Source organism: Sphingomonas sp. FW306-05-A, assembly GCF_058782275.1.
Genome location: NZ_JBYSXN010000002.1, coordinates 1,424,748 through 1,445,517, shown reverse-complemented (window position 1 = coordinate 1,445,517; position 20,770 = coordinate 1,424,748). Strand labels below are relative to the sequence as shown.

Genomic DNA, 20,770 nt, shown 5'->3' with positions numbered 1-20,770 from the left:
TTCTTTGTTGAATGGTGCGACGCACCATGCTGCGCATGGTTCAGGACGGCTATGCGCTACAGGTGCAATTAATAACGTCGATTGCACAAAGCGCAATCGTATCCGATCCTTTCGCACTTGCAACATAATCCGCTGCGGTGCACTTAGACGGTGCCTTTCAGGCATCCTCTCCTAAAACTTTCAAGGCCGATCCTCCGGGGTCGGCCCTTTTTTTGTCTTTTACAGATCGGGCGCAGATCGCGCGCAGATCGCGCTCGGAACCGGGCCGCCCCGGCGCGCGCCCTCGTATTCGCGGAACCGACCCCCTATCTCGCGCGCTCACCAGCGGGTTTCGTGAGGGAATGACTATGGCGGACGCCGAGGCGCCGATTCGGAAATTGCAGGTTGCCAATGCCCGCGCGGAAGATAGCGGGCGGGGTCTGGCGCATGTGCCGCGCTCGATGCTGGCGGCGCTTGGGATCGGCGAGGGCGACGTGATCGAGATCGTCGGCAAGTCGACCACCCCTGCGCGCGCGGTCGCGCCCTATGTCGAGGATGAGGGACTCGAGATCATCCGGATTGATGGGCTCCAGCGCGCCAATGCCGGCGTCGGATCGGGCGACTTCGTCGAGGTGCGCAAGATCGAATCGAAGGCGGCGACCCGCGTCGTGTTCGCGCCCGCACAACAGAACCTGCGATTGCAGGGCTCGTCCAACGCGCTCAAGCGGACCTTCTTCGGGCGGCCTTTGTGCCAGGGCGACGTCGTCGCTACCGCAGGGCAGCAACGCGTCGACAACATGCCACCAGGTGTCCAGAACATGCTGCGCGCGCCCGCTTATGCGCTGCAGGAGATTCGCCTCGCGGTGATTTCGACCGTGCCCAAGGGCGTGGTGCATGTCGACGAGACGACCGAGATCGAGCTTCGCCCCGAATATGAGGAGCCCAAGGAAGCACGCCGCGCCGACGTCACGTACGACGATATCGGCGGGATGGGCCCGACGATCGACCAGCTCCGCGAGATGGTCGAGCTGCCACTGCGCTATCCCGAACTGTTCCAGCGTCTTGGCGTCGATCCGCCCAAGGGCGTTTTGCTGCATGGGCCACCCGGAACCGGCAAGACGCGCCTTGCGCGTGCGGTCGCCAATGAATCCGCGGCTGAATTCTTCCTGATCAACGGGCCCGAGATCATGGGCTCGGCGTACGGCGAATCCGAAGGCAAGCTCCGGCAGGTGTTCGAAGAAGCCGCCAAGGCCGCGCCCTCGATCGTGTTCATCGACGAAATCGATTCGATCGCCCCCAAGCGCGGGCAGGTGTCGGGGGAGGCGGAGAAGCGCCTCGTCGCGCAGTTGCTGACGCTGATGGACGGGCTGGAAGCGCGCGCCAACGTCGTGGTGATCGCTGCGACCAACCGCCCCGAGGCGATCGACGAGGCGCTGCGGCGTCCCGGCCGGTTCGACCGTGAGATCGTGGTGGGCGTTCCCGACGAACGCGGACGGCGCGAGATCCTCGGCATCCACACCCGCGGCATGCCGCTCGGCGACAAGGTCGATCTCGGCGAACTCGCGCGGACGACCTATGGCTTCGTCGGCGCTGACCTCGCTGCACTCGCACGCGAGGCGGCGATCGAGGCGGTGCGTAAGCTGATGCCGCGGCTCAACCTGTCCGAAGGCACGATCCCGCCCGAGGTGCTCGATACGCTGGCGGTGACGCGCGAGGATTTCCTTGATGCGTTGAAGCGCGTCCAGCCGAGCGCGATGCGCGAAGTGATGGTCGAGGCCCCGCGCGTCCGCTGGGACGATGTCGGCGGGCTCGATTCTGCGCAGATGCGGCTCAAGGAAGGCGTCGAGCTGCCGCTCAAGAACCCCGAGGCGTTCCGCCGTCTGGGGATTCGCCCAGCGAAGGGCTTCCTGCTGTATGGCCCGCCTGGCACCGGCAAGACGCTGCTCGCCAAGGCGGTCGCACGCGAGGCACAGGCGAACTTCATTGCGACCAAATCGTCCGACCTGCTGAGCAAATGGTATGGCGAGAGCGAGCAGCAGATCGCCAAGCTGTTCGCACGCGCGCGGCAAGTGGCGCCATGCGTGATCTTCATCGACGAACTCGATTCGCTGGTGCCCGCGCGCGGCAGCGGCGGGGGTGAGCCGCAGGTGACCGAGCGGGTGGTCAACACGATCCTCGCGGAGATGGACGGGCTGGAGGAACTTCAGTCGGTCGTCGTGATCGGCGCGACCAACCGGCCCAATCTGATCGATCCGGCGCTGCTCCGTCCGGGCCGGTTCGACGAACTGGTCTATGTCGGCGTGCCGGATCGCGGGGGGCGCAAGCGCATCCTGACGATCCAGACGGGCAAGATGCCGCTTGCCGAGGATGTCGATCTCGACGTGATCGCGGGCAAGACCGATCGCTTCACCGGTGCCGATCTCGAAGACGTGGTGCGGCGCGCGGGGCTTGCAGCGTTGCGCGAATCGATGACGGTCAACCACGTCACGATGGCGCATTTCGAAACCGCGCTGGGCGATTCGCGGGCGTCGGTGACGCCCGAGCTCGAGCGCGAATATGAAGCGATGTCCGCCCGGCTCAAGCAGGACGCGACCGCACTACAGCCGATCGGCTTCGCCTTCCCGCCGCGCGCGAAGGAAGACGCGCGCTGACGCTTCTGCTCCCCTCCCTGAAAAGGGAGGGGCTGGGGGTGGGTCGGCCCGTGCTCGGGCGGAACGTTCGATAACGGGCCGACCCACCCCTCGATCCCCTCCCTTCCGGGGAGGGGAGGTCGGATCATCGCTCGCGCAACCGCATCCAGGCATAACCGAACAGCGCCATCATCGCCGCGCAGGGCGATTCGCGGGCGTCGGTGACGCCCGAACTCGAGCGCGAATATGAAGCGATGTCGGCCCGGCTCAAGCAGGATGCGACCGCGCTACAGCCGATCGGCTTCGCCTTCCCGCCGCGCGCGAAGGAAGACGTGCGCTGACCCTTCCGCTCCCCTCCGCGAAGGGGAGGGGCTGGGGGTGGGGCGGCCCGTAGTCGGGCGGAGCGTTCGATGACGGGCGGACCCACCCCTCGATCCCCTCCCTTCCAGGGAGGGGAGGATCATCGCTCGCGCAACCGCATCCAGGCATAACCGAACAGTGCCATCATCGCTGCCCCTGCCACCAGGTAGGGCAGCGCATGTTGCGCCTCGTACAAGCCGACGCCGATCGACGGCCCGAGCACAAAGGCGGCACCGTTGACCGACGTGACCTTGCCCGCGACCGAGCCTTGCGCATGGTGCCCGACCGCGAGCGATGCGCCCGCAGTGAAGGCGGGGCGGGTGAAGCCGAACCCGACCGAAGCGAGCGCATAGGCGCAGGCGATCGTGTATAGCGACGTCGCCAGCCCGGTGAGCGCACAGCCGACCGCGGCGATCGCGAGTCCCGCCAGCATCATCGCGCGCGGGCGAAGGTCGAGATTGGGGATGATCCCCCATTGCACCAGCAAGGCGGCGAGCGCGCCGATCATCAGCACGATTCCGGTGGGCTGCAGCGCTTCCGCGGGTGCGAGGTTCAACCGGTCGATGACGAGGAAGCCGATCGCCTGCCCGGTCATCGCCTGCCCGTGGCCCGATACCAGCCCCGCGATCAGCCACGGGCGGATCCGTGGGTCACGGTAAGCGACTTGTTCGGCCTGCAGTTCGGTGTCGGACTCGGTCGCGGCGACGATGCTCGCGCCGCTGCTCTGGCCGCCGATCGAGGGATAGGCGTTGGCGGCACCGTGCGTCGCGGTGTCGGGCGTGAGATCGTTGGGGAGCAGGCGCCGCACCGCGATCAGGACGCACAGCCCGAACAAAGCGAACAGGAACGCCGGCCCCGCCAGCCCGATTTCTACGCCCGCGATCGTCCCGAGCACGAGGAACGGCGCGATCGTCGGCCCCAGGATCGTCCCCAGCCCGAAGGCCGAGCCGAGCAGCGTCAGCGCCTTGGTCCGTTCGGCGCGGGTGGTGTTGCCCGCGACCAGCGCCTGGACCGCGGGCGGCGCGGCGCAGCCGAAGCTGCCGTAGATCAGCCGCCCGAGGATGAAGCAGACGAACGCGGTCGTCCCGCCGATCCAGCCGTTGATCCCCGCGGTGAGGAAGATCCCGCACACCAGCAGCGACACGCAGAACCCGCCCATCCCGAGCAGGATCATCGCGCGGCGCCCATGCCGGTCCGACCGGCGTGCCCAGAACGGCGCGGCGATCACCCACAGCAGCGCGGAGACCGAGAAGGCGGCGGCGACTGCACTGTCCGGCACCCGCAGCGACCGACCGAGCGCAGGGAGGACCGACTGCAGCGCGGTGTTGCCCCCCGCAATCGTCAGCATCACGACGAACAGCAACGCGAAGTCGCGATCGACGCGTGCGGCCGTCTTCACCGCTCGGGCCCGAAGTTGAGGCGTTTGGTGATGTTATAGTCGAGCACGGTCATCACGAAGAAGGCGGCGGCCTGTTTGACCCGCATCCACGGACTGGTGCGCGCCTTGTAGAGATCCTGCGTGATCGCCTCTGAATTTGCCACCTCGCCGTCGACATAGCGGCGGACATGCGCGGCAAACACGGGGTCCTCGATCCGCAACATCATCTCCAGGTTGAGATACAGGCTGCGGATATCGTAATTGGCCGAGCCGATATAGACGACGTCACCGATCAGGAAGAGCTTGGTGTGCAATTTGGTCGGCTGATATTCGTAGATGTGGACGCGCTTGCGCAGCAGCCCCGCATAGGTGAAGCGCGACGCCCAGATCGCCGCACCATGATCGTTCTTGGACGCCAGCACGATCCGCACCCGCCCGCGCATCCCCGCCCGGTCGAGCTTGCGCAGCATCCCGGGATTGGGCGCGAAATAGGCGGTGATCAGGTCGACCTGCGTCGCCGTGCGCAGATCGTGCTTCACCGCGCGCGCCCAGGGGGACAGCCGCCGCGTCGGCCCGCCGAACAGCCAGCGGACCGTCCCTTGCGGCTCGCTCCACCGCGACAGCGCGCGCCGCAAGGTGCGCAGCGGCGGCTTGGGCTGGCCCGCCCAGCGTGCGAGCACGTCGAAATAGCCGGTGATGCGCTGTGCCGCCGGGCCTTCGACAACCAGCCCGAGATCGCGCCACGCCTGTTCGGCGGGGGTGCCGAAGTAGCTGTCCTCGACGTTGAACCCGCCGATGATCGCGTGCGGGTTATCGGTCTCGCCATCGGCGAGCGCGAGCTTCTGGTGGTTGCGCAGCAGATAGCGTCGGCCCCAGCGCGGCACGAAGCGGCAGACCTCGACCCCGCCGTCGCGAAGCGGCGTGAAGAAGTCGTTCGCCGCAGCGGCTTCGCTGCCGAGTCCGTCGACGATCAGCTTCACCGTCACGCCGCGCGCGGCGGCGCGGAGCAAGGCAGCGGCAACCGCTTCGCCCGCGGAATCATCGACATAGATATAGAAGATCACCCGCAGCGATTGTTTCGCGCCGTCGATCAGGCCGATCAGCGCTTCCAGTCGGCGCGGTCCGGTATCGAGCATGGTCAGCCGGTTGCCCGCCACGGTGAAGGTCGGCTGGGGGGCGGGCACGGTCATTGCGGCGGGTGATGCCGCCAACCGCGGGCCGCCGCAAGGTGCGGGGGTACGGGCAAGCCCCGATTTTCTTGACTCTCCCGGCCCCGCCCCCTAGGGGATCATCTTTCCGAATACCGTCGTTTGCGAAGGAAGCCATTCATGGCGCGCGTCACTGTCGAAGATTGCGTCGACAAGATCCCCAACCGGTTCGATCTCGTCCTGTTCGCTGCCCAGCGCGCACGGGCCATTTCGGGTGGTGCCGACCTCACCGTCGATCGCGACCGCGACAAGAACCCGGTCGTTGCCTTGCGCGAAATCGCGGAAGAGCGTGTGCGCCCGGCGCATCTGAAGGAGTCGGTCATCAACGGTCTCCAGCGCGTCCAGGTCGACGACGAGGACGAAGCGGATGCGGTCGGCAGCCTGTCGGCATCGGCCGAGGCACTCCGCCTCACCGCCGCTGCACCGCCGCGCAACCAGAATCTGGGTGCTGACTACGAGGGCTGAGGCCTTTCTGAGCGGAGTTTGACCCCGGCGTCGTGCCGGGGGCTTCGACTTCGCTCAGCCGGAACGGATGTGGTGGTGACCACTGCACATCCGTGTCAGCGTCATGGTGGAATTGGCGCCTACCACCACCAACCGTTCGCCCTGAGCGAAGTCGAAGGGCCTTTGCCCCGGATGCGCCATTCCGGGTGAGCATCGACGCCGCAGCCATGCGGCCGAGGCTATTCCTCGACCTTCCGCCCCTTGAACCCCTGCGCCACGACATACCATTCCGACGACGCCTTGCGGCTCGCGGGCGGCTTGGCATGTTTCACGCTGGTGAAGTTGCGCTTCATTTCCGCGACCAGCGCGGTATCCGCGCCGCCCGCGAACACCTTGCCGACGAACGCACCGCCTGGCTGCAACACGTCGATCGCGAAATCGAGCGCTGCTTCGACCAGTCCCATCGTGCGCAAGGCATCGGTCTGCGGATGCCCGACGGTGTTCGCCGCCATGTCGGACAGCACGAGGTCGGGCGCGCCGCCCAAAGCCGCCATCAGCCGCTCGGGCGCGACGTCGTCCATGAAATCGAGCTGGAGGATCTCGACCCCGTCGATTGGATCGACCGGGAGCAGATCGATCCCGACGATCGCCGCCTTGGGCACCTGCCGCCGCACCACCTGTGCCCAGCCGCCCGGCGCGATCCCGAGATCGACGACGTGGCGCTTGCCCTTGAGGAAATCGAACCGCTCGTTAAGCTCGGACAATTTGTACGCGGCGCGACTACGAAACCCGTCCGCCTTGGCGCGCTTCACATAAGGGTCGTTGAGCTGGCGCTCTAACCAGCGCGTCGATTGCGCGGTGCGCTTGCGCGCGGTCTTTACGCGGACGCGAAGTCCGCCGCCGTCTCTGCTCACGAAGAACTCTCCATCAATCGGCGCAAGATGCCCTCGCGGATGCCGCGGTCGGCGATGCCCAGCCGTTCGGCGGGCCATAAATCGAGGATTGTCTCGAGGATCGCGCAGCCCGCCACGACCAGATCCGCGCGCTCGGTTCCGATGCACGGCAATTGCGCGCGCTGGTTCAGATCGCGCCCGGCGAGGTCGAGACTGATCCGCCGCATCGCCGCGGCGGGAACGATCAACCCGTCGACCTGCGAGCGATCGTAATGCGACAGCCCGAGGTGGACGCTTGCAAGCGTCGTCACCGTCCCCGACGTGCCCAGCAGCCGCGGCACCGCGATCCCCCGCGGCAACCGCGCCGCGAACACCGCCATGCTCTCGGCAACCAGCGATCGCATCCGCGCATAGGCCGCAGCGCGCCCGTCCGCGCCACCATCGGCCCCTGGAGGACCATGCCCGGCGCTCTCGGTCAGCGATACGACCCCCCAGGGCGCGCTATGCCAGTCGAGCACGCGCGGCGTCTCACCAGCCGTGTCGACCAGCACCAGTTCGGTCGATCCACCGCCGATGTCGAACACCAGTGCGGGATCGTCGCCGGGTTCGATCAGCGCATGGCACCCGAGCACCGCAAGCCGCGCCTCTTCCTCCGCGGTGATGATGTCGAGCAGGATGCCGGTCTCGGCATAGGCGCGGGCGATGAACTCGGCGCCATTCTCCGCGCGGCGACACGCCTCGGTTGCCACCGCACGCGACAACGTCACGTTGCGGCGCTTGAGCTTTTCGGCGCAGATCTTGAGCGCGACGATCGTCCGTTCGATCGCCGCGTCGCTCAACCGCCCCGATTTGGCCAATCCCTCGCCCAACCGCACGATTCGCGAAAAGGCGTCGACCACGGCAAAACCGTCGCCTTGCGGCCGGGCAATGAGCAGCCGGCAATTGTTGGTGCCGAGGTCGAGCGCCGCGAAATGTCGGCTGTCCCGACCGCGCGGTGCCTGGCCCACAGGTCTGCCGACGCCCGGCTTCTTGCCGTTGGCTGGTTTGCCACGGACCTCGCGGCCGTGGATCGGCGCCGAACGGGCAGGGCGGGCCTGCCGGACCGGCATATCGGGCGGAACGTCCCCCATGCCGTTAAAACTCGCTTATTCTGTTTTACCGTCGCGGCTACGCGGGGATACGCGCGCCGTTCGGTGCTTGGGGGTAACGCTAGCGCAGGCATGGCGTTGCAGCAAGCGATGCGAAACACCTGTCGCAAAGGGAGATGCGCAGACCGGTTGACACCCGCGCGCGCGCCGCCTAGATCGCGGCCCGGCGTTGCCCCGTCGTCTAATGGTAAGACTGCGGTTTCTGATACCGCCTATTGAGGTTCGAATCCTCACGGGGCATCCAGCCATTCTCCTCCGACCGTAGATCCGGACCTCCCTGACAGGGGAGGGCGGCGGTCGTGCGTTTGACGCGCAATGGAGTTGATCGCTCGACCATTGGTGCGGGGGCTTTCACCCCCGACCTGCCGGAAGTTCATGGGTTCGATGATGATCGCGGTGGACGACCGCTGCCTGAAAAGGCCGTCAGGCCCCGCTGCGCCTGCACCAACGGTCGCAATCGTCAGAACGAGACCTGAAGCCGGCCGATGATCCGGTCCGTCGCATTGCGCCGGTCGGCAAAGGTATCAACCGCACCGGCGGCGGATACATCGGTGCCGATATAATCGACGCCGATCGTCACGCGATCGCGATGGTGTTCGAGGCCGAGTCGCCAGTTGCTGTACTTTCCGCCCGGCCGGAGGCGATCCGCTCGGACCGAATCGCTGCTTTTGCCCGACGAATGGCCCACTCCCGCGAGAATGGTCAGCGGGGTGCCGGGAATGCCGGCGTTGAGGTCCGCGTAGACATGCACGTTGCTGCCACCGATCGCGCGCTGTGACGGCGCGCCGATCACCCCGACGGTGGCGTAAAGCGGACCATAGGCATAGCTTGCCGATCCACCGGCCTCGACATAATCCATCCGTCCGCGCGCGCCGACGAATGCATGCCCGACGACTTCGGTTCGCAGCTTCACGGCACCAACATCCCACCCGGTCCCCAGCGCAAGGTCGACCACGGCATCCGCCCCGCCGTGCCGGATGCTGTTGCGGATCGTCACCGCACGCGCCGAAGCAACCAGCCTGCCTGTCGAGACGTGCAAATCGCCTCCCAGTGCGGCGCGGCCCTCGCTCCAGCTCAGGCCGCGGCGTTCCTCCTCGCTCATCGCCTCGAGCGTTGCCGATCGGGTTTCCTGGGCAACGGCTGGCGGGATCAGGCCGCAGGTCGCGGCGGCGAGCACACCACGCATTCGAAGGTGCCGGATCATCCCGCGCCCTGTGAACCGTGGATCCTGTCGAGTTCGACCCGCAGCATCTGCTCGTCGTCTTGCGCCAGGACGATCAGGTGACGCTGCATGTGCGCTGCCTTGCCGGCGACTTCCTTGGTGATCGCCCGGTGGCTGGTCATGCACCACCCGGCTCTGGTGCCGGTGGCTACGGGGTCGGTGTCGATCGTGCGGACCAGCCTGGTACCCGATGCTGCGACCGCGTGGCGGGTGACGGCCATGGTTGCGGCCCAATCGCAGCGGAGCGAGGATGCTGCTCCGGTGGGCGTCACCGCGCCAACCTGTTTGTGCGTGATGACCACGTCGCCGCGATATTTGACCGCGACCGGACCGCTGTGATGATCCATTTCGTTGTGGTGATCGACGGTCATGCCGAGCGCCGCGCCAGTGGCGGCGAGCACCAGTCCGGCGGTTAGAAAATAAGCCATATCCGTTCTCCTCTTGCAGTTCCGATCCATCCTGACCGGTCACGCGGATTCTTGCGGGCGATCCGTCTGCGCGGTCGCCGCCTTTCGGTTTACCGCGATTGCGGTTGCCAGGGGGATGTCCGCAGGCGTTCCTTCACGGTCAGGCGCAGCCATTTAAGCCGCAGTATCCGCCAAGTATCTGGCATGCGTCGTTTCATCTCGGCGCGAATCTGATCATCCAGACGCCTGTGCAGCTGGGTCAGTTTGTAGGAAAATATCGTCAAAGCCGCTCTCCAACCAACGATCGAACAATCGATTCAGCCGAGATAGAAGCAGGCAAGCAGGCCAGGCCTATACATCGAGCTACCTCGATGCGGTCCGACATCACGCTCGTCAAAAGACAAGCGCCAGAGGGGCCCGGCCCGCCCAGTCAAACTAGTGGATCGCTGCTCCGGGTCAATATGATTGCGGCGGAATTCGGGGCACGTTGACATCACGGGGACGGCATACGATGTATATCTTATGTCCGTTCCCCCGACACATAAGCGGTTTTGCGACCACGCCGGCCAACTCGCCGCACGCGGTTAGCCCGGGCTCACGGCAATCCGCCGTTTGAGTTCGGGCTTTATTCGATCTGACCTTTGGGACGCGCTTCACGCGACCTTGATCTCGAATAAACGGAAACCGCACAGTGACCGACATTATCTTGAAAACCGACGACCTTCGTCCGCTGGGACACAAGCAGAAATGCGATGCTCCATCGTCTCGGCCACACCATCCGCACCGCGCGAAAGATCTTCGCGCAGAGCTCGGCGGAAACCGTGTCGATGAATTCGCAGAAGCGGTATCGATCGAAAATGATGCGAGAGCCGAGACTTGGCTGCAATGGGTCCGTCAGCAGAATCTGCTTGTATTGATTGTCCTGGTTGGAGTTCCGGTTTTGCTGCATGCCATTTTTTCGACGGTGAATTAGACACTGTCGCTGGTGATCTGCCTGGACCCTTACCGGTAGGACGTGCACCCGAATGCGCTTGGTACCCAAAGCATGCCGCCCGGGCAGCGGCTTTCCGCATCGGGGGCCGACGCACGGGGCGGCCCACGGCGGTTTGTGGTCACAGACAGCGAAGTCTGGCCGTCGCAGAAGGGCATGCCCCATCACCAGAAGGTCGTATTTTCTGTGACATAACCGGTCAACAGCAGCTATCGGTTACTCGTCGCAATCGGATTAACTGGCGTGGAAGACTTGTGATGGACGTGAACGGCGAGGGTCAAGACACTGCTTCCGAACGTGGGGAAGTCCACTTCCTGGCGGCATTGGTCGATGAACTGATGCGGGCGATGCTCGCATCGGGCGTCATGACCAAGGCGCAGCTCAACGAAGTCGAGCAAGCGGTGGCACAGCGCGTCGGGTCTCCACCGCGCGCCTGGTAACCGTGGGCCGTATCGCGGCGCACCGGTTCCTCTGACGACCGCGGATGCGCTGACGCTGCGCGATCGACGCTGTCGGACGCTACCCCGCCAGCCGATCGCGTGCGCGATCCTGTCCGATCAGCGGCAGCAGCGCCTTCATGTCCGGTCCGTGGTCGAGCCCGGTCAAGGCGCGGCGGAGCGGAAGGAACAGCGCCTTGCCGCTGCGCCCGGTCTCGGCCTTGAGCGCGGTGGTCAGCGCGTGCCACGGGTCGGCATCCCAGGCGATGACGTTGGTCAGCCGTGCGGCGGACGCGAGGAACTCGGCATCCGCCGGGTCACGCTCGGTGGTGATCGGCCCCTCGATCACGCGCCACCAGTCGGCAGCCTCCGCAACCGTCGCGAGATTGGGCCGCACCGCCGCCCATTCCGCTTCGCCCATCCCGGCGGGAAGCCGGTCGGCAACCTGCGCAAAATCGAGTTGGTGGACGATCTTGGCGTTGAGCCCCGCCAGTTCCGCTTCGTCGAAGCGCGCGGGTGCGCGGCCGAATTTGGCGAAGTCGAAGCTCTCGACCAGTGCCGCCACGTCAACCAGCGGCTCGACCGGCAGGCTCGTCCCGATCCGCGCGAGCAGCGCGCGCACCGCTTCGGGCTCGATCCCGATCTCGCGGAAATGCGCAACGCCGAGCGACCCAAGCCGCTTCGACAATTTGCCTTCCGCGCCGGTCAGCAACGCCTCATGCGCGAACGCTGGCGGCGCAACGCCCATCGCCGCGAACATCTGCAATTGAAGCGCGGTGTTCGACACATGATCCTCGCCGCGCACGACATGCGTGATCCCCATCTCGGCATCGTCGATCGCGGAGGGCAGCATGTACAACCACGATCCGTCGGCGCGGCGGATGACCGGGTCGCTCATCGTCGCGGCGTCGAATTTCTGGGGTCCGCGAATCAGGTCGTCCCACACGATCGGCGCTTCGTGGTCGAGCTTGAAGCGCCAGTGCGGCTGAACGCCCTCGGCTTCCAGCGCGGTCCGGTCCGCGTCCGACAGCGCGAGCGCGGCGCGATCATAAATTGGCGGCAGTCCGCGCCCCGCTGCGATCTTGCGCTTGAGGTCGAGTTCCTGCGACGTTTCATAGGCAGGATAGATCCGGCCCGCATCGCGCAAGGCCGCGAACCGCGCCTCATATAGCGCGAAGCGGGCGGACTGCCGTTCCTCGCCATCGGGGACCAGGCCGAGCCACGCAAGATCCGCGCGAATCGCGTCGACGAAGCGTTCCTCGCTGCGTTCCGCATCGGTATCGTCGATCCGCAGCCAGAACTCGCCGCCATGCGCGCGCGCCCACAGCCAGTTATGGAGGGCAGCACGGATGTTGCCGACGTGGAGATGCCCGGTGGGGGAGGGTGCGAAACGCGTGCGAACGGTCATTCCATCGGCCTACGCACGGGCACGCGGCGGGGCAAGCGCCGGCGAACGCGACGTGCCGATCCGATCAACCCCTTTCGCGATGCGAAAGCCGCTTCTAAGGGAGGGGCGACTTTTTTCGTAACGCTTGGTCGAACACAGGGGCACCCGCACATGAAGCTTTTGACCGGGAACGCCAACTTGCCCCTGGCGCGCGACATCGCCGCCTATCTCGAGATTCCGCTGACTCAGGCGAGCGTCCGGCGCTTCGCCGATGAGGAAGTGTTCGTCGAAATCCACGAGAATGTCCGCGGCGAGGACGTCTTCGTGATCCAGTCGACCGGATACCCTGCCAACGACAATCTGATGGAATTGCTGATCTGCATCGATGCGCTGAAACGCGCGTCGGCGAAGCGGATCACCGCGGTGGTGCCCTATTTCGGTTACGCGCGGCAGGACCGGAAGCCCGGCCCGCGTACACCGATCTCGGCCAAGCTGGTCGCCAACATCATCACCGTCGCGGGCGCGGACCGTGTGCTGTCGGTCGATCTCCATGCCGGGCAGATCCAGGGGTTCTTCGACATCCCGACCGACAATCTGTTCGCCGCACCCGTGATGTCCGCGGATATCCTGACGCGCTACGGCGACCGCAACCTGATGGTTGTGTCGCCTGACGTCGGCGGCGTGGTGCGTGCGCGGTCGCTCGCCAAGCGGCTCAACAACGCACCGCTCGCGATCGTCGACAAGCGTCGTGAGCGCGCGGGTGAATCCGAAGTGATGAACATCATCGGCGAGGTCGAGGGGCGCTTCTGCATCCTGATCGACGATATCGTCGATTCGGCGGGGACTTTGTGCAACGCGGCCGCCGCGCTCAAGGAAGCGGGCGCGGAGGGCGTCGCGGCTTACGTGACCCACGGCGTTCTTTCGGGCGGCGCGGTCGCGCGGGTCGAGGGCTCGGCGCTCGAGGAACTGGTGATCACCGATTCGATCGGGACGCATGAAGTGATCAACGGGGCCAAGCGGATCCGCAACCTCACGATCGCCCCGCTGCTGGCGGAAGCGATCCGCCGGATCGCGGATGAAAGCTCGGTGTCGTCGCTGTTTGACTGAGGACTGGGCCGCGCCCACCTCGACGTCCGTCATTCCTGCGAAGGCAAGAGGTCTGCAAGAACCGTCCGTCATCCTGAACTTGTTTCAGGATCCAGCCATCCGCGAGTCCGGACTATGCCTGTTGCGAGGTAAATGCTGAAACAAGTTCAGCATGACGGCAGCCTTAGGGGCACGGGTGACGATCAAACCTCCGATCGCCTTTATGCAGAGGTCTTGCGAAGGCGGGAATCCATTGACGCCAGAGCCCGCAATCCCTGCGTTCAGCCCGTATGGATCCCCGCCTCCGCGAGGATGACGGCGCGGGTGTGGCTAAGGCCAGCCATTGCAAGGGGTGGATTCGTCGCGCCCGCTGTGCTTTAGGCACTCACAAACCCGACCCCGGAAAGGCACGAACCCATGAACATCCACGAATATCAGGCCAAGGAACTCCTGGCGAAATTCGGCGTGCCGGTTCCCGCGGGCTTTTCGGCCATGTCGGTCGAGGAAGCCGTCGCGGCATCGGAAAAGCTCCCCGGACCGCTCTACGTCGTCAAGGCCCAGATCCACGCGGGTGGCCGCGGCAAGGGCAAGTTCAAGGAACTCGGCCCCGACGCAAAGGGCGGCGTTCGCCTCGCCAAGACCGCTGACGACGTTCGTGCGGCCGCGACCGACATGCTCGGCAACACGCTGGTGACGATCCAGACCGGCGACGCGGGCAAGCAGGTCAACCGCTTGTACGTCACCGACGGCGTCGACATCGCCAAGGAATTCTACCTCGCGCTGCTCGTCAACCGCGCCACTGGCCGCGTGTCGATGGTCGCCTCGACCGAAGGCGGGATGGACATCGAAACCGTCGCGCACGACACGCCCGAGAAGATCCACGCGATCGACATCGACCAGGCAACCGGTTTCCAGCCGCATCATGGCCGTGCGGTCGCTGCCGCGCTCGAGCTCAAGGGCGATCTCGCCAAGCAGGCCGCGAATGTCGCGTCCAAGCTGTATGACGCGTTCATGGGCACCGATGCCGAGCAGATCGAGATCAACCCGCTCGCGGTGACCGAGGACAACAAGCTCCTCGTGCTCGACGCGAAGGTCGCGTTCGACGGCAACGCGCTGTTCCGTCACAAGGACCTGCTCGCGCTGCGCGACGAGACCGAGGAAGATCCCGCCGAGCTCGAAGCGTCGAAGTACGACCTCGCCTACATCAAGCTCGACGGCGACATCGGCTGCATGGTCAACGGCGCCGGCCTCGCGATGGCGACGATGGACATCATCAAGCTGAACGGCATGTTCCCGGCCAACTTCCTCGACGTCGGCGGCGGCGCGAACAAGGAGAAGGTCACCGCGGCGTTCAAGATCATCCTCAGCGATCCTGCGGTTAAGGGCATTCTCGTCAACATCTTCGGCGGGATCATGCGCTGCGACATCATCGCCGAGGGCATCGTTGCCGCGGCGAAGGAAGTGAACCTCTCGGTGCCGCTGGTCGTCCGCCTCGAGGGCACCAACGTCGAGAAGGGCAAGGAAATCCTCGCCTCCTCGGGTCTCGCGATCGTTCCCGCGAACGACCTTGGCGATGCCGCCAAGAAGATCGTTGCCGAGGTTCAGAAGGCCGCCTGATTCGGCTTCACGTCTCGAAAACAGGGGGGCTGGGCGGAAACGTCCGGCCCCCTTTTTCGTTGGGACGGGGTAGGGTTCGGCTCAGCCGGGCAAATGCCCTTACGGCAATGCGGGTTTTCCATACCGGACTTGCGAAAAGCACGGAAAATAGCCATCTGATCGCCAGATGCACCGCCTCAAAGATAGGCGGCGAACGCAATCGACCTTGGAAGGGATAGCCGATGAAGGTGCTGGTACCGGTCAAGCGGGTGCTTGATTACAACGTGAAACCCCGCGTGAAAGCGGACGGGACGGGCGTCGATCTGGCGAACGTCAAGATGAGCATGAACCCGTTCGACGAAATTGCGGTCGAGGAAGCGATCCGCCTGAAGGCACAGGGCGTGACCGAGATCGTCGTCGTCTCGATCGGCGAGCAGAAGTCGCAGGAAACGCTGCGCACCGCGCTCGCCATGGGTGCGGACCGCGCGATCCTCGTCGTCAGCGACACCCGCGTCGAGCCGCTCGGCGTCGCCAAGATTCTCGCCAAGATCGTCGAGGAGGAACAGCCCGACCTCGTCATCCTCGGCAAGCAGGCGATCGACGACGACAACAACCAGACCGGCCAGATGCTGGCAGGCCTGCTCGGCTGGGGCCAGGGCACGTTCGCGTCCAAGGTCGAGGTCGCCGACGGCTCGGTCAACGTGACGCGCGAAGTCGATGGCGGGTCGGAGACCGACACGCTCAAGCTGCCCGCGATCATCACCACCGATCTTCGCCTCAACGAGCCGCGCTATGCGTCCTTGCCCAACATCATGAAGGCCAAGTCCAAGCCGATGGCGAACAAGACGCCTGCCGATTTCGGTGTCGACGTCACGCCGCGGATCACGACGCTCAAGGTCGTCGAGCCGTCCAAGCGGTCGGCCGGGATCAAGGTCGCCGATGTCGACGAACTGGTGATGAAACTCGCAGCGATGGGGATTTCGAAGTGAAGACGCTTGTCTGGGTCGAACATGACGGCAGCGCCGTCAAGGATGCCACGCTTTCCGCGGTGACCGCGGCGAGCAAGCTCGGCGAAGTCCATCTGCTCGTCGTCGGGCAAGGGCTCGACGCGGTCGCTGCGGCGGCGGCGAAGATCGCGGGCGTCGGCAAGGTCCATGTCGCGGACGACGCGGCATTCGCGCATGCGCTCGCCGAGAACGTCGCGCCACTGATCGTGGAGCTGATGGGCACGCACGACGCGTTCGTCGCGCCGTCGACCACGCACGGCAAGAACATCGCGCCACGCGTCGCTGCGCTGCTCGACGTGATGCAGATCAGCGATATCCTGTCGGTCGAGAGCGAGGACACGTTCACGCGTCCGATCTACGCGGGCAATGCGATCGCGACGGTCCAGTCGTCGGATGCCAAGAAGGTCATCACCGTCCGCGGTACCGCCTTCGACAAGGCAGCGACCGAGGGCGGCAGCGGCGAGATCGAGGCGGTCGCATCGACCGGCGACAAGGGTCTGTCGACCTTCGCAGGATCCGAGATCGCGGCGAACACGCGTCCGGAACTGACCAGCGCGAAGATCATCGTCTCGGGCGGCCGCGCGCTCGGCTCGGGCGAGAAGTTCCACGAACTGATCGATCCGCTGGCGGACAAGCTCGGCGCAGGCGTCGGTGCGAGCCGTGCGGCGGTCGATGCGGGCTATGCCCCGAACGACTATCAGGTCGGCCAGACCGGCAAGATCGTTGCGCCCGAAGTCTATGTCGCGGTCGGCATTTCGGGGGCGATCCAGCATCTTGCGGGGATGAAGGACTCGAAGGTCATCATCGCGATCAACAAGGACGAGGACGCGCCGATCTTCCAGGTCGCGGACATCGGCCTGGTTGGGGATCTGTTTAAGATCATTCCGGAACTGACCGGCAAGCTCTGACGTACGAACCGATCAGGGAGACACACGAACGGGCGGCCTGCGGGTCGCCCGTTTTGTTATGGTAACGCAACATTGTTAATTGTCCGCCGCCTGAATACTCTGCATGAACCCCCTGTTGCTCGGGGGGGCAGCGTGTTCGAGTCGGCAGGTTCAGCGAATCGCTTGCGCGCCACGCGTGGGGGCTCGCGGTTGAGCAGCGCATCGGTCCGCTGAACCTCGTCTCGTTCCACGCCTGCCACGGATCCGCCGTGGGAACGGTATCAAGCAGTCGGTTGCGGCTCGCGCGGCAGCACGCGCCGCAACAGCAGCGCAATGATCAGCGCAGCCCCCGCCAGCAGCAGACAGAACAGCGTCACGCCGGGCCAGCCAGCGCGTGTCCAGGCGATCCCCCCGGCCGAGCCGAGCACACTCGACCCCGCATAATAAAAGAACAGGTATAGCGCCGCCCCCGCGCCCCGGTTTTCGGCGGCCCGACGACCGACCCACGCGCTAGCGATCGAATGCGCGCCGAAGAAGCCGATTGTCGCCGCCGCGATTCCGCCGATCACGCTCCATAACGGGGTCGTGGCGGTCAGCACGATGCCGAGGATCAGCAGCACCACCGGCATCCAGAAGATCAGCCGCCGCCCGCGCCGCCCGGCCAGTCCGCCGAACCACGCCGAACTCGCCGATCCGAGCAGATACAGCAGGAAGATCGCACCGACCGCCGCGTGCCCGAGCTGGTAGGGCGGGGCCATCAGCCGGAACCCGACGTAATTGTAGATGGTGACGAAGCATCCCATCAGCAGGAACGCCTCGGCATAGAGCAGCGGAAGCGCACGGTCCGCAAACAGCGCGCGCGTGATCTGCCACGCGCCCCCGCGCTGCCGGGACCGCCGGATAAAGCCGCGCGATTCGGGGGCAAGCCGCCGAAACGCCTCTGCCATCGCCAGCCCGGCCAGCCCGACGATCCCGAGCGCCCAGCGCCAGTCTGCGATGTCCGCGATCAGGCTGACCCCCAGCCGTCCCGCCATCCCGCCGATCGCGCTGCCCGCGATATACAGCCCCATCGCCGAGCCGACCGATCCCGCATCGACCTCCTCCGCGACATAGGCCATCGCCACCGCGGGGACTCCCGCCAGTGCAACGCCGGTCGCAAACCGCAGCGCGAGCAGCGTCGTCCAGTCGGGCGCGACCGCGGTGGCGAGGCTGAACAGGCCGGCCAGGAACATCGCGGCGACCATCATCGGCCTGCGCCCGATCCGGTCCGACAAAGCGCCCGCGAATAGGATGCCGATCGCAAGCGGGCCGGTGGCGAGCGACACCGCGAGGCTCGCGCCCTCCGCATTCACCGCGAATTGCTGCGCGAAGACGGGCAGCAACGGCTGGACCGAATAGAGCAGCGAGAAGGTCGAGAAGCCTGCGAACAGCATCGCCAGCGTCAGTCGTCGATAGCCTGCCGTCCCCTTGGCGTGGGGCTCCATCAGAACCCGGACAACAGGCTGGCGACGTTCGCCCCGAGCGCGTCGACCGCATAGCCGCCTTCCATCGCGATTACGCTCGGCCAGCCGCAGGCGGCGATGTCGCGGGCGAGCACGGCGTAATCGTCGGTCGTCAGCTTGAAATGCGCGATCGGGTCGCTTTCCCACGTGTCGGCACCGAAGCTGACGACGAGCAGATCGGGCGCGAACCGGGCGATTGCCTCCAGCGCCTGGTCCTGCGCACGGCGGAACGGGGCGAGCTGCGACCCTTGCGGCAATGGCAAGTTGAGCGTGGTGCCTTCCCCGTCGCCTGTTCCGGTCTCGTCGGCATGGCCCCAGTAGAAGGGGTAATCGCTGACTGGATCGGCATGGATGCTCGCGTAGAACACGTCGCCGCGATCCCAGAAGATGTCCTGCGTCCCGTTGCCGTGGTGATAGTCGATGTCGAGGATCGCGACGCGCTGCCGTCCGGCGTCGCGTGCGGCCTGCGCAGCGATCGCGGCGGTGTTGAGGTAGCAATAGCCGCCGTAATAGTCCGCGCCCGCATGATGGCCGGGCGGGCGGCACAAGGCGAAGGCGGCGCGCTCGCCATCGAGCACGGCATGGGTGGCCGCAAGCACGCTTTGCGCGCTGGCATGGGCGGATTCCCAGCTTTGCGCGGTCAGCGGGGTGGAGGCGTCGAAACTATAGCGCCCGATCTGCCCGTCGATCCGGTCGAGCTTGAGCGACCTGCGCCCGACCACCGGCCAGACATAGCCCATCGCATCTCCCGGTCGTCCCGCTGCGGCCCAGCGCGCCGGACCGTTCCTGAGGAAGTCCAGATAGTCGTCGGTATGGACCGCGCGGATCGCCGCATCGCCACGATCCTCGGGTATTTCCGCGCCCCCGATCGCGCGCAGGATCGTCCCGGCGCGTGCGGGCGTCTCGGCATAAGCGGTGAACCCGCCATTGTGGAGTTCGCGCGCGGGCGCATGCGCCAATTGCCGGGGAGAGAAGAACTTACGCATCACGGACCTTCGTTGGGCAAAGCCGCAGGACCGCATAAGCGGCGATCGCCGCCAGCGTCGATCCGGCGAGCACGCCGATTTTGACCTCGTCCTGCAACGCGGCGTTGCCGGGAAAGGCGAGTCCCCCGATAAACAGGCTCATCGTGAAACCGATCCCCGCCAGCAACGCGACGCCGTACAATTGCATCCACGTCATGCCGGCCGGGCGGCTCGCGATGCCGAGGCGTTCGGCGAGCGCGACGCCGCCGAAAATGCCCGCCTGCTTGCCGAGGAACAGACCACCGGTGATGCCCAGCACCAGCGGGTCGAGCGCCACTGCGGGGGATATGCCTGCGAACGACACGCCCGCATTGGCGAAGGCGAACAGCGGCACGATCCCGAACGCGACCCACGGCGACAGCGCGTGTTCGAGCCGGTGGAGCGGCGATTCGGCGGCTTCGGGCATTCCGGGCGACTTGGTCACGGGGATCAGCGCGGCGGTGACGACGCCTGCGACCGTGGCGTGGACGCCCGACAGCAACACCAGCCACCACAAAGCGACGAACCCGACCAGATACGGCCAGATCGCCATGACCCGCCGCTGCTTGAGCGCGAGCAGCAGCAGCACCACGCCGACCGCCCCCGCCAGCGCGATCAGGTCCAGCTGGCTGGTATAGGCGACCGCGATGATCGCGACCGCGCCGCAATCGTCGACGATCGCGACCGTCGCGAGGAACAGCTTGAGCGCAGGGCTCGCGCGGGCCCCGAGCAGCGCAAGCACGCCGATCGCAAAGGCGATGTCGGTGGCCGCCGGGATCGCCCAGCCGGAGCGATAGGCGGGGTTGCCCCCGGCGATCGCGAGGAAGACGAGCGCCGGAACGATCATCCCCGCCGCCGCCGCAATCACCGGGAGCCGTCGCCGCTCGGGCGAGGCGAGCCGTCCGTCGACGATCTCGCGCTTGATCTCTAACCCGACGAACAGGAAGAAAATCGCCATCAGGCCGTCGTTGATCCACAGATGCACCGTCATCGGCCCGATCGCGGGCGCAAGCACCGGGCCGGTCGTGAAATGCAGCGCGTGGAAATACGTCTCGGCGAGCGGCGAATTGGCGACGATCAGCGCAAGCGCCGCCGCCGCCATCAGGATGATCCCGCTCGTCGCCTCATGCGCCAAGAAGGTCCGCGCCGCCGAGCGGATTTTCCGCACGACGCGGGGCGGCTTCGGAAGGTGGGCCATTGTTCC

The 20,770-nt window shown here is 66.0% G+C and carries 19 protein-coding genes and 1 tRNA gene; 9 read left to right on the top strand and 11 right to left on the bottom strand.

Going from position 1 to position 20,770, the window contains the following annotated elements:
- The first annotated feature begins 347 nt into the window (after positions 1 to 347).
- Positions 348 to 2,630, top strand: coding sequence for a CDC48 family AAA ATPase (locus tag AC3WJR_RS15475; protein ID WP_354278778.1), 2,283 nt, complete (start codon positions 348 to 350; stop codon positions 2,628 to 2,630).
- Between the two features lie 439 nt (positions 2,631 to 3,069).
- Here the strand turns inward: AC3WJR_RS15475 and AC3WJR_RS15470 are convergent, their stop codons facing one another.
- Positions 3,070 to 4,317 (bottom strand): MFS transporter, encoded by a 1,248-nt coding sequence (locus AC3WJR_RS15470; protein ID WP_492726184.1) that lies wholly within the window; start codon positions 4,315 to 4,317, stop codon positions 3,070 to 3,072.
- Positions 4,318 to 4,364: 47 nt separating this feature from the next.
- Positions 4,365 to 5,537, bottom strand: a complete 1,173-nt coding sequence (locus AC3WJR_RS15465) for a phospholipase D-like domain-containing protein (RefSeq protein WP_492725829.1) — start codon at positions 5,535 to 5,537, stop codon at positions 4,365 to 4,367.
- A 138-nt stretch (positions 5,538 to 5,675) separates the two neighbouring features.
- On the opposite strand from AC3WJR_RS15465, the gene rpoZ reads away from it, so the two are divergent.
- Entirely contained in the window at positions 5,676 to 6,020 is a 345-nt protein-coding gene (rpoZ, locus tag AC3WJR_RS15460; RefSeq protein WP_010161409.1) for a DNA-directed RNA polymerase subunit omega, read from the top strand.
- 218 nt (positions 6,021 to 6,238) lie between these two features.
- Here the strand turns inward: rpoZ and AC3WJR_RS15455 are convergent, their stop codons facing one another.
- Positions 6,239 to 6,913 carry an RlmE family RNA methyltransferase gene (locus AC3WJR_RS15455; protein ID WP_492725826.1) on the bottom strand — a complete coding sequence of 225 codons (675 nt, stop codon included), beginning with the start codon at positions 6,911 to 6,913 and terminating at the stop codon, positions 6,239 to 6,241.
- Complete coding sequence (locus tag AC3WJR_RS15450) at positions 6,910 to 8,022, bottom strand: Ppx/GppA phosphatase family protein (protein WP_492725824.1); 1,113 nt, start codon at positions 8,020 to 8,022, stop codon at positions 6,910 to 6,912. The genes AC3WJR_RS15455 and AC3WJR_RS15450 overlap by 4 nt, the downstream gene beginning before the upstream one ends.
- 188 nt (positions 8,023 to 8,210) lie before the next feature.
- Between AC3WJR_RS15450 and AC3WJR_RS15445 the strand changes: the two genes are divergently transcribed.
- A tRNA-Gln gene (locus AC3WJR_RS15445) sits at positions 8,211 to 8,284 on the top strand.
- 216 nt (positions 8,285 to 8,500) lie between these two features.
- Here AC3WJR_RS15445 and AC3WJR_RS15440 read toward each other — a convergent pair.
- From AC3WJR_RS15440 to AC3WJR_RS15430, 3 genes are all read right to left on the bottom strand, one after another.
- Positions 8,501 to 9,244: a TorF family putative porin gene (locus AC3WJR_RS15440; RefSeq protein ID WP_492725822.1), complete on the bottom strand. Its 744-nt coding sequence runs from the start codon at positions 9,242 to 9,244 to the stop codon at positions 8,501 to 8,503.
- Positions 9,241 to 9,690, bottom strand: a complete 450-nt coding sequence (locus tag AC3WJR_RS15435) for a hypothetical protein (RefSeq protein WP_492725820.1) — start codon at positions 9,688 to 9,690, stop codon at positions 9,241 to 9,243. Before AC3WJR_RS15435 ends, AC3WJR_RS15440 begins: the two co-directional genes overlap by 4 nt.
- Positions 9,691 to 9,779: 89 nt before the next feature.
- Positions 9,780 to 9,953: a DUF465 domain-containing protein gene (locus AC3WJR_RS15430; RefSeq protein ID WP_354278784.1), complete on the bottom strand. Its 174-nt coding sequence runs from the start codon at positions 9,951 to 9,953 to the stop codon at positions 9,780 to 9,782.
- A gap of 407 nt (positions 9,954 to 10,360) precedes the next feature.
- Here AC3WJR_RS15430 and AC3WJR_RS15425 point away from each other — a divergent pair, with 407 nt between their 5' ends.
- Both AC3WJR_RS15425 and AC3WJR_RS15420 read left to right on the top strand, forming a co-directional pair.
- Positions 10,361 to 10,642: a hypothetical protein gene (locus tag AC3WJR_RS15425; protein WP_492725818.1), complete on the top strand. Its 282-nt coding sequence runs from the start codon at positions 10,361 to 10,363 to the stop codon at positions 10,640 to 10,642.
- Positions 10,643 to 10,917: 275 nt separating this feature from the next.
- Positions 10,918 to 11,100: a hypothetical protein gene (locus tag AC3WJR_RS15420; RefSeq protein ID WP_354278786.1), complete on the top strand. Its 183-nt coding sequence runs from the start codon at positions 10,918 to 10,920 to the stop codon at positions 11,098 to 11,100.
- Positions 11,101 to 11,179: 79 nt separating this feature from the next.
- On the opposite strand, the gene gltX is transcribed toward AC3WJR_RS15420, so the two are convergent.
- Positions 11,180 to 12,505, bottom strand: coding sequence for a glutamate--tRNA ligase (gene gltX, locus AC3WJR_RS15415; RefSeq protein ID WP_492725817.1), 1,326 nt, complete (start codon positions 12,503 to 12,505; stop codon positions 11,180 to 11,182).
- A gap of 150 nt (positions 12,506 to 12,655) precedes the next feature.
- Here gltX and AC3WJR_RS15410 point away from each other — a divergent pair, with 150 nt between their 5' ends.
- The 4 genes from AC3WJR_RS15410 to AC3WJR_RS15395 all read left to right on the top strand — a co-directional run bounded on the left by AC3WJR_RS15410 (position 12,656) and on the right by AC3WJR_RS15395 (position 17,081).
- Positions 12,656 to 13,591: a ribose-phosphate pyrophosphokinase gene (locus AC3WJR_RS15410; protein WP_354278788.1), complete on the top strand. Its 936-nt coding sequence runs from the start codon at positions 12,656 to 12,658 to the stop codon at positions 13,589 to 13,591.
- Positions 13,592 to 13,987: 396 nt separating this feature from the next.
- Entirely contained in the window at positions 13,988 to 15,187 is a 1,200-nt protein-coding gene (sucC, locus tag AC3WJR_RS15405; protein ID WP_131531954.1) for an ADP-forming succinate--CoA ligase subunit beta, read from the top strand.
- Between the two features lie 221 nt (positions 15,188 to 15,408).
- Positions 15,409 to 16,155 (top strand): electron transfer flavoprotein subunit beta/FixA family protein, encoded by a 747-nt coding sequence (locus AC3WJR_RS15400; protein ID WP_492725815.1) that lies wholly within the window; start codon positions 15,409 to 15,411, stop codon positions 16,153 to 16,155.
- Positions 16,152 to 17,081: an electron transfer flavoprotein subunit alpha/FixB family protein gene (locus AC3WJR_RS15395; protein ID WP_492725813.1), complete on the top strand. Its 930-nt coding sequence runs from the start codon at positions 16,152 to 16,154 to the stop codon at positions 17,079 to 17,081. Before AC3WJR_RS15400 ends, AC3WJR_RS15395 begins: the two co-directional genes overlap by 4 nt.
- Positions 17,082 to 17,341: 260 nt before the next feature.
- Here AC3WJR_RS15395 and AC3WJR_RS15390 read toward each other — a convergent pair whose 3' ends face one another.
- The 3 genes from AC3WJR_RS15390 to nhaA are packed head-to-tail and all read right to left on the bottom strand — an operon-like array spanning position 17,342 to position 20,764.
- Complete coding sequence (locus AC3WJR_RS15390; protein ID WP_492725811.1) at positions 17,342 to 18,544, bottom strand: MFS transporter; 1,203 nt, start codon at positions 18,542 to 18,544, stop codon at positions 17,342 to 17,344.
- Positions 18,544 to 19,548: a histone deacetylase family protein gene (locus AC3WJR_RS15385; protein WP_492725809.1), complete on the bottom strand. Its 1,005-nt coding sequence runs from the start codon at positions 19,546 to 19,548 to the stop codon at positions 18,544 to 18,546. The genes AC3WJR_RS15390 and AC3WJR_RS15385 overlap by 1 nt, the downstream gene beginning before the upstream one ends.
- Entirely contained in the window at positions 19,541 to 20,764 is a 1,224-nt protein-coding gene (gene nhaA, locus AC3WJR_RS15380) for a Na+/H+ antiporter NhaA (RefSeq protein ID WP_492725807.1), read from the bottom strand. The genes AC3WJR_RS15385 and nhaA overlap by 8 nt, the downstream gene beginning before the upstream one ends.
- Between the last annotated feature and the right edge of the window lie 6 nt (positions 20,765 to 20,770).

Coding starts and splice junctions, on each gene's coding strand:
- AC3WJR_RS15475 (WP_354278778.1), top strand. CDS start 348: ATGGCGGACGCCGAGGCGCCGATTCGGAAATTGCAGGTTGCCAATGCC.
- AC3WJR_RS15470 (WP_492726184.1), bottom strand. CDS start 4,317: ATGCTGACGATTGCGGGGGGCAACACCGCGCTGCAGTCGGTCCTCCCT.
- AC3WJR_RS15465 (WP_492725829.1), bottom strand. CDS start 5,537: ATGACCGTGCCCGCCCCCCAGCCGACCTTCACCGTGGCGGGCAACCGG.
- rpoZ (WP_010161409.1), top strand. CDS start 5,676: ATGGCGCGCGTCACTGTCGAAGATTGCGTCGACAAGATCCCCAACCGG.
- AC3WJR_RS15450 (WP_492725824.1), bottom strand. CDS start 8,022: ATGGGGGACGTTCCGCCCGATATGCCGGTCCGGCAGGCCCGCCCTGCC.
- AC3WJR_RS15440 (WP_492725822.1), bottom strand. CDS start 9,244: ATGATCCGGCACCTTCGAATGCGTGGTGTGCTCGCCGCCGCGACCTGC.
- AC3WJR_RS15435 (WP_492725820.1), bottom strand. CDS start 9,690: ATGGCTTATTTTCTAACCGCCGGACTGGTGCTCGCCGCCACTGGCGCG.
- AC3WJR_RS15420 (WP_354278786.1), top strand. CDS start 10,918: ATGGACGTGAACGGCGAGGGTCAAGACACTGCTTCCGAACGTGGGGAA.
- gltX (WP_492725817.1), bottom strand. CDS start 12,505: ATGACCGTTCGCACGCGTTTCGCACCCTCCCCCACCGGGCATCTCCAC.
- AC3WJR_RS15410 (WP_354278788.1), top strand. CDS start 12,656: ATGAAGCTTTTGACCGGGAACGCCAACTTGCCCCTGGCGCGCGACATC.
- sucC (WP_131531954.1), top strand. CDS start 13,988: ATGAACATCCACGAATATCAGGCCAAGGAACTCCTGGCGAAATTCGGC.
- AC3WJR_RS15400 (WP_492725815.1), top strand. CDS start 15,409: ATGAAGGTGCTGGTACCGGTCAAGCGGGTGCTTGATTACAACGTGAAA.
- AC3WJR_RS15390 (WP_492725811.1), bottom strand. CDS start 18,544: ATGGAGCCCCACGCCAAGGGGACGGCAGGCTATCGACGACTGACGCTG.
- AC3WJR_RS15385 (WP_492725809.1), bottom strand. CDS start 19,548: ATGCGTAAGTTCTTCTCTCCCCGGCAATTGGCGCATGCGCCCGCGCGC.
- nhaA (WP_492725807.1), bottom strand. CDS start 20,764: ATGGCCCACCTTCCGAAGCCGCCCCGCGTCGTGCGGAAAATCCGCTCG.